Origin of the sequence: Streptomyces sp. NPDC047981 (genome assembly GCF_040653315.1) — a bacterium.
GTDB lineage: Bacteria > Actinomycetota > Actinomycetes > Streptomycetales > Streptomycetaceae > Streptomyces.
This window is the reverse complement of sequence record NZ_JBEZNQ010000139.1, coordinates 1-10,446: the sequence shown is the minus strand read 5'-3', so window position 1 is coordinate 10,446 and position 10,446 is coordinate 1. Positions and strand designations below refer to the sequence as shown.

Genomic DNA, 10,446 nt, shown 5'->3' with positions numbered 1-10,446 from the left:
GCCCCGGCCTCGGCTCCCGCGCCGCGCGGTGGCCGAGGCCGGGGCCGTCTGCTCCCGTCCCTGCCCGCTCACCGCACCCTGGAGGTCCCGATGCCCGCCACCCTGACCCTGACGTCCCACCGGCCCAGCACCACCGGCGAGGTGTTCGACGCCGAGACGCTCGCGCTCCTGGACGAGCTCGACGTCCCGCTCTCCGCCGACTTCGACGTCGACCTCGACATCGCCTTCGGCACACCGCTGGAGATGCACGAACCCGCGGGCACCACCCGGGAGATGCGCCGGTACGCGGCCGCGGTCCTGACCGTCCCGCCCGACCGCCGCCAGGAGCTCGCCCTCGCGCACGGTGCCGAGATCACCGCCCGCGTCGACGCGTCCCGCGACATCCTCGCCGCCGACCCGGCCATCGCCGCCCGCGTCCGCGAGCGCCTGGTCGACGTCCTACTCCCCTACGCCGACCGCCTGCGCCGGACGGTCCGCTCCGGGTGCCGCCCCGAGTACGCCGCCGCCTGACCATCCGGCCCCGGACGGACGCCCGCGATCACCGGCCACCCTCTCCTTCACTCAAGGGTGGCCGATGGTCGCGGCCGGTCGTACGACCCGCCTACACGACGACAGCCCCGGGGATTGCGCCCCCGGGGCTGTCCAGGACCTGACTCGGAGGACCTGATGCTCAGCATGATGACACGTCCCCTTCCCACCGCTCAGTCGGCCGGCCTCTACAGCGACATGGAGGAAGAGGACAACCAGCGCGGCCCGGAGCGGGACGAGACCGACACCTTCTACCAGCTGGTCCGCCCCCTGATGTCCGACGACCCCGCCGAGCTGAGCCGGAAGCTCGCCGAGGTCAACAAGCGCTCCTCGCAAGGCAGTGGCCGATGACCGCCCGCCCGACCGACGACCTGTACGTCCGTTACATGAAGGCGTTCGAGGACTCGACGACACACCGCAGCGCCTGCGCGGCCTGCCAGGCCGAGGAGCCGTGCGAGGCCGGAGCGCCGATCGACGAGCGGTTCGCCAAGCTCCAGGACGCCTACAACAACCGCTCGACGAAGCAGCGCTGACCCTGGCCCTGCCCCGTCGTCCCCGTGCCGTCTCGGCCGGGGATGGCGGAGAGCGCCGGGAACTCCCGCCCGCTCCGGCCAGCCAGCCGCCACATCACGCAACAGCTCCGGAGCGGCCGTCCCGGGGCTGTCTTCTCGCTCTGGACCTTCTGGGAGGCCCTGATGAATCGCACGTCCATCGCACGCACCAGCTACGCCCCCTCCGCCGGCCTGCCGGTCAACACCAACTGGCGGGACCGTAGCGCGTGCCGCGAGGAAGACCCCGAGTTGTTCTTCCGATCGGCAACACCGGCCTGGCGCTGCTCCAGATCGAGGAGGCCAAGGCCGTCTGCCGCGGTCGCTGCCCCGTGATGGAGACCTGCCTTCAGTGGGCGCTGGAGCAGGGCGAGCGCGTCGGCGTCTGGGGCGGCACCGACGAGGACGACCGGCGTCGCATCAAGCGCCGGGCTGCCCGTCGTCGCTCCGCTGCCTGATCCGTTCTGACGGCTGCCTGATCCGCCCGCACCGACCGCGGCTCTACGGCGGCAGGCGGGCGGTGACGGGGAGCCGGACAGCCCGGACCGACAGTCGAGGGAGGCCACTTGGCCACGACGATGACCCCGCTCCAGCCCGGCACGGAAGCCGCCGCCCAGGCTGCCGCTTTCGCGATCTTCGGTAGCGACATCCCGCCGATCGACCCGGAGGACTTCAGCGGCAGCTGGCACACCACCCTCCACGTCATCGCGGAGGAGCGGGTGGGTGAGGGCTGCTTCGAGCGGCACGCCGCCCGCACCGCGACCGCGCTCAACGACCTGTTCGCCGCGCAGCAGCGGTACGGCGTCGGCTCGCCCCAGGCGCTCGCCGACGGCAGCAGGCTCCAGTCGCTGATCGACCGGTGCCGGCACTTCGGCATCGCCACCGCCGACCTCGAGCGGCACGGCGCGCAGTTCCCCGGGAGCTGACTTCGCGCCCGCCTGGCGGGAGCCGCATCGGGTTTCGAGCCCGCCCCGCGACGCTTCGAGGGACCGGCTGCCCGCCCACCGGGCCGCCGGCCTTTTTGCGCGCGCGGAGCGGGTAGAGCCGGTGCCAGTTTCGTGATCAACCGCCCGCACTGACCACCGCTTCGGGAACGCGCCGCCGCGTTTCGGGAGCAGCCCCCGCTGTTTCGCGCACGCCCTGAACGCCCCTCTCGGAGGCCCCACATGACGATCACTGACTGGCCGCAGACCGCGGTCGAACACGACCCCGACGCGAGCGCACCGGCCGCCGTTTCGGGAACACCTCAGCCGGTTTCGCGGACGACCAGCCCTGTTTCGGGGACGCCGGGGTTCGCTTCGGAGGCGGAAAGCGGAACCGGAACGGACGGCTCCACGGCGAAGCTGACCGGCACCCAGAAGTGGACTGCCGGAGCGATCGTCGTCGCCGCGCTCGTCCTCGCGGGCATCGGCCTGTACCTGTCCTTCGAGCACGTCGCGGAGTTCGCCTTCGAGGAGCTCCGCTTCGGCTCGTTGGGCAAGGGCCAGTTGTTCGCGGTTGGTGTCGACGTCGGCATCATGGTGATGATCGCGGTCGACCTGTTGATGGCCTGGCTCAAGCGCCCCATCAGCTGGATCCGGTACCCGGTGTGGCTGCTGACAGCCTCAACGGTCGTCCTCAACGCCGCGTCCGGCGCGCCGGAGGCCGCCTGGAAGCTGCTGGACTATGTCGCGGCCGGCGCCCACGGTGTCGTGCCGGTCCTCTTCATCACCGTGGTGGAGCTGGGCCGTGACGCCATTGACCGGGTTGTCCGCCCTGAGCAGGCAGAACGGGACTCGATCCCGTGGCTTCGGTGGATTCTCGCCCCGATCGCCACGTCTCGGATCTTCCGCCGGATGCGGCTGTGGGGTGTCACCTCCTACCCGGAGATGATCCGCCGTGACCAGCAGCTCATCGCGTACGAGCAATGGCTCAAGCGCAAGTACGAGGGCGACATCTCCAAGGCGTCCGAGGATGAGCTGCTGCCGATGAAGATGGCGCCGTACGGCTACAACGTCGACCAGGCCCTGGCGATGCCCGATGCGCAGGAACAGGCTGCTGCGGAGCGTGCGGAGGAAGCCGAGCGCCGCCGCCTGGACGCGGAGACGCGCAGCGAGGTCGCCAAGGCGGAGTCCGCAGCCGAGCGGCTGCGCGCCCAGGGCAAGGTGGAGCTGGTCCAGGCGGAGGTCGAAGGCCAGACCGGTCAGGCCCGCGCCCACGCCCGAGCCCAGGTCAGCGCCGCTGAGCGGGCCGCCGCGCTGGAGCAGGACGCGCTGGACCAGGCCGTCATCGCCGAAGCCCGAGCCCGTGAGGCGGAGGCGGAGCGCAAGGAGGCCGACGAGCACGAGGCCAAGGCCGCTGCTGACCTCCGGGCGGCGGGGCTGGAGCGGCAGGCAGCCGAGAAGCGGAAGGAAGCTGCGGAGGCCGACCGGGTCGCCGCGGCGGAGGCACAGGCGATCGAGACCCAGACCATCGCCGAAGCCCGCAAGGCAGCTGCCGAAGCGGACCGGCGTGCTGCCGAAACGGAGAAGACCGCTGCCGAAACGAGGTGGGCCGCCGCCGAAGCCGACCGCAAGAAGGCTGAGGAGGACCGCCTCCAGGAGGTCGCTCTCGCCGACGCCGCGCGCGTCAAGCAGGAGGCCGCCGAAGCCGAGAAGGCTGCCGCCGAAACGCGGCGGGCCGCTGCCGAAATCGAGCAGCGCGCGGTCGAAGCCGAGGATGTCGCGAAGCTCAAGCCGCGCGAGCGGGCGGTCCGCCGGGTCGCCCGGATGATCCTCGTGGCCGGCGGCGACGCCGACCGGCTGCCGCTTGCCGATATCCAGCACGACCTGGCGGTCACCTCGCCCGGCACGGCCTCGGAGTACCGCCAGGAGGCAGCCGAGCTGCTCGCCGGCGGCTACCGCCCCTGATCCACCGTCCGGCACACACCAGTGAGGGCCAGCCCGCGCGAATCGGGCTGGCCCTCGCTGCGACTGCCGGAAGCAGTCACAGCCCCCACAAGTACACCAGGAGGGAATCCCCGCCGTGAACAGCGAAAACGACCCGAACTACTCCCCTCTGCGCGACGTCGCGCAGAGCCCGGAGGCAACCGCCCGGTACCTGGCCGACGTTCAGCGGGTCCTGCTGGACATCGGCAAGAACCTGGAGACCCTCGCCATCGAGACCCGCGTGGCACTGCGCGAGACGCACGTGGAGGGCGATCGCTGGTACCACGCCAGGCTGCGCGCGATGCCGGTGGAAAAGGCCCTCGGGCAGGTGCTCAAGAACCTGAACAACCTGACCGAGGGCCTGGAAAAGAGCGCCTACAAGCGCCGCGCCCACGACGAGGCCGTGGTGAATACGATCAAGGATAGGAAGGAAAAGGAGCTGGAAAAGCAGCGGAAGAAGAACCCGCCGGTTCTCCAGGCCGCCCCCAACCAGCCGCAGCAGGGTGCGCCGAGCCAGAATTCCGGCTATGGTGTTGCCACGTCGATTTACGACCTCGGTAAGAGGGAGTCGGCGTGACGCGCCCCCTCGGCAATGCCGAACGCTCCATTCAAGGGCGGAACGTCTGGCTGCAGGAAGAAGAGCGCAGGGCGATCGAAAGTCGCGGAGAGACCGGCCGGATGGAATTCTGGCTCCGAGCCACGCGGACTGAAATCGCCAGGGAAGTCAAAGCCGGTCGCAGCGATGTCCTCACCGCTTTCACGCTGGTCTGCCGCCTCTTCAAGCTTGTCCTGGAGAAGCGGCAGGCGGGCGACCCGCGGTTGTTCGACCACCTCATGCGGTACGCGGACACCGTCCTGAAGCAGCACGGCCCGCGTAACTGAGCGTCACCCACGAAGGCCCCGCCGGGCTCCAGCGGGGCCTCGCGCGCGTAAAGCGTGCACACGTGCACGTGCACGCGCGTGCACACGAGACCCCACTGTCTGTCAAGTCCCCAGGAAGGGAAGTGCCCCGTGTCCGACGCGTCCGACGACGCCCGCGGCGGGACCCTGGTTCACGGCCCGTGGAGCGGCGATTCCACCTACACGCTTCCGCCGATCCCGGATTTCATCGACACCATCCCGCCGCCGGAAGACGTACCGGAGGCTCCCCCGGAAAGCCCGGAGGAGACCACGATGGAACTCCCCGCAGTTCCGGCAGCCCCGGACCCGATATTGGCGCTGCGTTCCGAAGGAGCTGCCGCACCGGAAACCGGAGGAGATTACGACGAATATGAGGCAGGGGAATACGAGCAGTCGCGTTCTCTCGCCGACCGCCTCGGTGACTGGTTGGAATTCCGACTGGAAATGGCGCGGGCCAATCACGAAAGCGAGGCTCCTTTCCGCGAGGCTGAAATAGCACGGAAGGCGGCGCTGCTGGAGGGCCGCACAGCGCAGGAAGTCGCGATGATGGAGCAGAACGGAAAGCTCCACACCGCGATGATGAAAGCGAAGGGCGACAAGGCGGCGGCGCGCGGAAAGGCCGATCCCGACCGCACGAAGTCGTCCAGCAGCTCCGGCATGGGGGCGGACAAGGGCCGCTCAAAGGCCGGCGGCCGGGGCGGCGCCTCGCGCGGCGGGGGCGGGGCGGGGACGTCCCGCAACAACTCCGGCGCCGGGCCGAACCGGTCCGGGTCCTCGCGCGGCTCCAACTCCAGCGGCCCCGGCGGGCGTTCGGGGGCCGGTGCGACCCGTGGCGGCGGAGGCGGCAAGGGCGGTGCGAAGGGCTCCGAGCGGGGTTCTGGCGGCCGTGCAGCCGGTTCCGGGAACGGGTCGTCCGGGGGCCCGAAGGGCTCTCACGCGGGCTCTGGCAGCTCCGGGCGGAGCGGCGACTCGAAGGGCGAGCGCGGTCCGTCTTCCAGCGCCCGAGCCGAGCGGGCCCGCAGCCGCCAGGAGCGCGCAGGTGCCCGGCAGGCCGGGCGGCAGGAACGGCGCACCGCCGGGCACGCCGCCGGTCTCGCGGACCGGTCCAAGGACCGCAACCAGGCCCGCGCCCAGAAGCAGCAGGCGTGGGAGGAGCGGCGGGCCAAGAAGGCGCAGCGGGCCGAGGCACGGAAGGCGAAGCGAGAAGCCACAGAGTCGGCCGCCCCGGGCCGCACCACGCTGGGCCAGGCTCTCGGCGAGGAAGCCCAGCGCCGCTGGGACAAGCGCCGCGCCGACGCGAAGGCCGCCAAGGCGGCCGGCACCGAGAAGGTGGCACCGACCAAGGACAAGGGCAAAACCAAGGACAAGGGCAAAACCAAGGACAAGGGCAAAACCAAGGACAAGGGCAAAACCAAGGACAAGGGCAAAACCAAGGACAAGGGCAAAACCAAGGACACCGACGCCATGGACGCCTCTGACGGGGCCTCCGGCACCGCGAAGGACGGCACGGCGGGTGATACGCCGGGCACCGACTCCGGGGCCGGTGACAGGGTGTCTGACGGTGCGAGGAAACGGCGTCGGTTCCGGCGCCGGCGCACCGGCAGCACCGGCCGTACGGGGCGCGGTCGTACGGGCCGACCCGGCCGTACGGGGCGCGGCCGTCCGGCGGACAGCCCGTTCGGCGCGGAGGGCTCCACCCCGACGGTGGAGTGGCCCGAACACGAGACCCGCCCGCCCAAGCACGCCGCGATGAGCGAGGACGACATCGTCGACGCCGACATCGTCCCCAACGGGCCCGCGGCCGTCACGACCGGCGTGCGGGGCCTGCCGCCCGCGCCGGAGAAGCACACCGCACGGCCCGGCACCACCAGGCCGACCAGCACGGAAGGGAGCAGCATGGGCAGCTCGGAGGTCAGCAGGCCGTCCGGCCGGGGCGGCCTCGCCGCTCAGCACCGCACAGACATCACGTTCGACGAGTACCTGGTGGAGATGGCGAACATCGCCATCAAGGCCGCCTCCGACCAAGAGCGCGCCGAGGCCCTGATGGAGGCCCTCGGCAAGGTCGCCGAAGCCCTGCGGGAGATGGTCGCCGACCTGGTCGGCGACCACAACATCGACACCGCGGTGACCGACCTGATCGCGGACCTGGCCGACTCCGCGGCCCGCATGAAGGCGCAGGCCGAACGCTGCGCCGAGCAGTGCGGCATCGCCAAGGAGGCCGCCAAGCTCGCGGCCACGATGGTCGCCCGCGTCTACGGCGAAGACATGGCCGCCAAGGAAGACGCCGGCCTCAAGCACGCCTCGGCCGCTGTCCACCACGACTAGAAACCGGAGGAGGTCCACTGATGAGCAGCGACCTCACACCCCGCAGCAGCGGTGCGGCGCCCGCCGTGGCCGACGGCGACAACCGGTACAAGGCCGTGCAGGCCAAGCTGGACAAGCTCGGCAAGGCCATGGACGACGCCACCCTCGAGCTGGAGGGCCTCCAGCGCAGCATGGAGGGCAACGCCGGCCACACCGACGACGTCACCACCGACATCGAGAACGCCGACCTGGACCCGAAGTTCGTCGCCCTCACCGCGAACGTGGCCACCGCCCTGGTCGGCGCGGCCCGGGAGGTCCGCAAGCTGTCCGACACCGCCCAGGAGACCGCCGACCTCACCCACGAGACCCGGCGCACCCACTCCAAGCTCTACGGCGCGCTCGACGACATCCGCTCCAACCGGAGAGAGAAGACGCCCCGGCCGGGCTTCTTCGACCGCTGACCCCCACTCCCCCACCCCCCCCGCCACGGGCGGCCCCGCACACCAGCGGGGCCGCCCGTCCCGTTTCCTGAAGGAGAAGCCTGTGACCACGCCGCGCAGCGTCGCGCTCGAACGCCTCGCCCACACCCTTGCCGCGCCCGTGCTGGCCGTGGCCCCGAACCTCTACCCCGACAGCCCCGTCAACCAGGTCGTGCAGCTCGCCGGCTTCGCCGGGCTCGGCGGCTGGTTCCTCGCTGCCAAGAGCGACGAGCCCGGCGCCGGACGCAAGATCCTGCGCTGGTCCCCGCTCGTGCTGGCCGCTGCCATCGACATCGCCGCCAAGAACACCATCGGCTTCGGCCCGTACTGGATGGACGGGCTGCTCGCCGCTGGATGGGCGGCGGCCGGCTACCTGGTGATGCCGTTCTCCCGGCACACCCGCCGCCGTCACCGCCCCGCCCTCGCCGCCCCCGCCCCGCAGCCGGCCCCCGCCGAAGCCGTTGAGGAGACGGTGGTGGTGCCGGACGACGGAGCCGACCTGCTCACCCGTGAGGTGCGGATGATGTGGGAGAACGCCGGAATGCCCGGCCGCACCCACGTCGTCAAGGCCACCCGGCACCCCGGGCAGCGGCACGACATGACGATCCTGCTCCGTGCCTCGGAGACCGGACGGCCGATCACCGGCCTGTCCGAGGACGCGGTCGCCGCCCCGTTCGGCGTGCCGTCCAGCGACGTCGTCCTGGCAGAGGTCGCCATCCAGCCCGGCCGCCAGGGCGGCCCCGGCTGGCTCGAGGCCCGCATCACCCCCGACGCCAACCAGCGCCGCCGCACCAAGCCCACCGACACCGAACGCTGGACGGACCGGGTCGCCGGCCCCAAGGGCGGCGCCCCCGGCTCCGAGCTGGTCCACAAGACCCGCGACGACGAACGCGGCGTCACCTTCTACCGGGCGAGGATGGCCGACTCCACCGAGACGCCGCGCATCGACCTGGCCAAGGTCTGCCGCGGCCTGGGCCTGCCCGAGGACGACTCCTGCGTGTTCGTCCTCATCGACGGCAACGAGTTCCTGATCAGCGCGTTCGACACCCCGCCGCTCTCGCAGATCTTCCCCGCCACCCGCGAGCTCCTCACCCCGGACGCCAAGGGCATGTACGTGTGCGGGTACACCATCACCGGCCAGCCGGTGAAGAACATGGTCTTCCAGCACGACAAGAACGCCGCCCGGCACGGCCTGATCCTGGGCGTGTCCCGGTCCGGGAAGACGCAGTTCTTCGCCATCGACATGGCCGCCATGTCGCTGGCCGGGCAGGTGGTGTGGCTGTCCACGGTCCGCAAGGACGAGAAGACCACCACGCTCGGCCGGTACATCGACCGGCAGGGCTCGAACGCGCTGTGGATGGCCCGCTCCCTGCGGGCGGCGAAGGCGCTGTGCGAGATCAGGGCGGACATGCCCTGGCCGCACGACGGGCAGCCCCACGACTACAAGCCGGGCGATCCGCGCTGCCCCTACCGGCAGCTGAATGTGTTCGCGGACGAGTTCATGACCGCGGCGCAGGACGCGGAGTTCGGCGAGTTCATCCAGGCCGACGCCGACGACCTCACCGTCACCGGGCTGAAGTACGGCATCGGCCTGAACCCCGCCGGCCAGAGCCCGTTCGCGCACAACGGGTTCTCCACCGAGATGAAGGACAACCTCCGGCAGAACTCCAGGCCCACGATCTTCAACATGGGCTCGCCCGGCGCCACCCGCAAGGCCGCGGAAGGCACCATGGAGAACCCGTACGACGTCCCGACCATCCCCGCCCGCTACTCCCGCACCGAAGGCTCCGCGATCGAGCGGGCCATGCGCGGCGAGGCCGACCCGGAGAACGGCGTCTCCACCGGCGGCGTAGCGGTCATCGTCCTCGACAACGGCCGCGCCGTCCTGATGCGGTCGCTGTACGCGGACTTCGACACCGACCTGTCCGAGCTGTTCCCCGACGAGGTCAACCGGCTCACCGACCACGAGATCAGCGAGCTGACCAAGCGCGGCCTGTGGTTCGACTGGAACGAGCCCGTGAGGCCCGGCGAGTTCTGGCCCGAGCCCGACGAGGGCGAGGACGAGGACGGCGACGGCAAGCCCCGTCGGCGCGGCGGAGGCGGAGGCGGCAAGGGCGGCGGCCGCGGCTCCAAGGGCGCCAGCAGCCGTTCCGAGAAGGTCGCCTCGCCCCGCCAGGCGCTGGAGGCCATCAAGAGCCTCACCGACGCCTGAACCACCCACACATCCCCGGTGCCGGCCCGCCCCAGCGCGGCCGGCCCCACCCGACCCCTCGTGAAGGAGCACCATCCGCCGTGGCTCTCTCCGTCTCTGCCACCGTGCTGCTGGCCATCATCGTCGTCGTCCTGGTCAAGGGCGGCTACGTCCGCGTCGGCTCCGCGCTTGTCTGCACGCTGTTCGGCTTCACCCTCGCCGCGACCGGCCTGGCCCCGGCCATCAACACCGGCCTCGCCGCGCTCGCCGGATTCCTTTCCAGCTTCTGACTACGCCTCGGTCCACGGCGGGTCGGGCGTGTAGTTGAGGCCCTCGCAGAAGCGGCAGTCCCACTCCGACGGGATCTCCCACTTGTCGACCCACCAGCCGACCTGCCTCCCGACGAAGTAGTTGTCACCCCCGCACCACCCGCAGTCGAAGACGAACTCCACCTCACACCCCTCCCTCCGCGCCGGACGGTCCGAGGATGCCCCGGGGCGCGCGTGCGGTGACTACCCACCCGCCAGCCTCAACTCCCCCAATGCGCGACGTCGGAGGGCGCCGCCGGAGACGACGCCGGCGGCGCCCTC

At 71.2% G+C, this 10,446-nt stretch carries 12 protein-coding genes and 1 pseudogene; 12 read left to right on the top strand and 1 reads right to left on the bottom strand.

What is annotated here, in order from left to right:
• From AB0E14_RS38175 to AB0E14_RS38120, 12 genes and pseudogenes are all read left to right on the top strand, one after another.
• On the top strand, positions 1–510 hold a 510-nt coding region (locus AB0E14_RS38175), incomplete at its 5' end, for a hypothetical protein (protein ID WP_362429651.1).
• 165 nt (positions 511–675) lie between these two features.
• On the top strand, positions 676–879 hold the full coding sequence (locus tag AB0E14_RS38170) for a hypothetical protein (protein ID WP_362429648.1): 204 nt from the start codon (positions 676–678) through the stop codon (positions 877–879).
• Positions 876–1,061: a hypothetical protein gene (locus AB0E14_RS38165; RefSeq protein WP_362429645.1), complete on the top strand. Its 186-nt coding sequence runs from the start codon at positions 876–878 to the stop codon at positions 1,059–1,061. The genes AB0E14_RS38170 and AB0E14_RS38165 overlap by 4 nt, the downstream gene beginning before the upstream one ends.
• A 162-nt stretch (positions 1,062–1,223) precedes the next feature.
• Positions 1,224–1,534, top strand: a pseudogene (locus AB0E14_RS38160) (WhiB family transcriptional regulator).
• A gap of 108 nt (positions 1,535–1,642) precedes the next feature.
• Positions 1,643–2,002 carry a hypothetical protein gene (locus AB0E14_RS38155; protein WP_362429642.1) on the top strand — a complete coding sequence of 120 codons (360 nt, stop codon included), beginning with the start codon at positions 1,643–1,645 and terminating at the stop codon, positions 2,000–2,002.
• Positions 2,003–2,242: 240 nt separating this feature from the next.
• Positions 2,243–3,964 (top strand): DUF2637 domain-containing protein, encoded by a 1,722-nt coding sequence (locus AB0E14_RS38150; protein WP_362429639.1) that lies wholly within the window; start codon positions 2,243–2,245, stop codon positions 3,962–3,964.
• Positions 3,965–4,079: 115 nt separating this feature from the next.
• Positions 4,080–4,559 (top strand): hypothetical protein, encoded by a 480-nt coding sequence (locus AB0E14_RS38145; RefSeq protein ID WP_362429636.1) that lies wholly within the window; start codon positions 4,080–4,082, stop codon positions 4,557–4,559.
• The gene (locus AB0E14_RS38140; protein WP_362429633.1) at positions 4,556–4,864 is read left to right on the top strand and encodes a hypothetical protein; all 309 of its coding nucleotides are present in this window, start codon (positions 4,556–4,558) and stop codon (positions 4,862–4,864) included. Before AB0E14_RS38145 ends, AB0E14_RS38140 begins: the two co-directional genes overlap by 4 nt.
• A 129-nt stretch (positions 4,865–4,993) precedes the next feature.
• Complete coding sequence (locus AB0E14_RS38135) at positions 4,994–7,207, top strand: ATP/GTP-binding protein (protein ID WP_362429630.1); 2,214 nt, start codon at positions 4,994–4,996, stop codon at positions 7,205–7,207.
• A 20-nt stretch (positions 7,208–7,227) separates the two neighbouring features.
• Entirely contained in the window at positions 7,228–7,647 is a 420-nt protein-coding gene (locus AB0E14_RS38130; RefSeq protein WP_362429627.1) for a conjugal transfer protein TraB, read from the top strand.
• Between the two features lie 82 nt (positions 7,648–7,729).
• Entirely contained in the window at positions 7,730–9,877 is a 2,148-nt protein-coding gene (locus AB0E14_RS38125; protein ID WP_362429624.1) for a chromosome segregation protein ParM, read from the top strand.
• A gap of 80 nt (positions 9,878–9,957) precedes the next feature.
• The gene (locus AB0E14_RS38120) at positions 9,958–10,146 is read left to right on the top strand and encodes a hypothetical protein (RefSeq protein WP_362429621.1); all 189 of its coding nucleotides are present in this window, start codon (positions 9,958–9,960) and stop codon (positions 10,144–10,146) included.
• On the opposite strand, the gene AB0E14_RS38115 is transcribed toward AB0E14_RS38120, so the two are convergent.
• Positions 10,147–10,308, bottom strand: coding sequence for a hypothetical protein (locus AB0E14_RS38115; RefSeq protein WP_362429618.1), 162 nt, complete (start codon positions 10,306–10,308; stop codon positions 10,147–10,149). It abuts the gene before it with no gap.
• Positions 10,309–10,446: the final 138 nt, after the last annotated feature.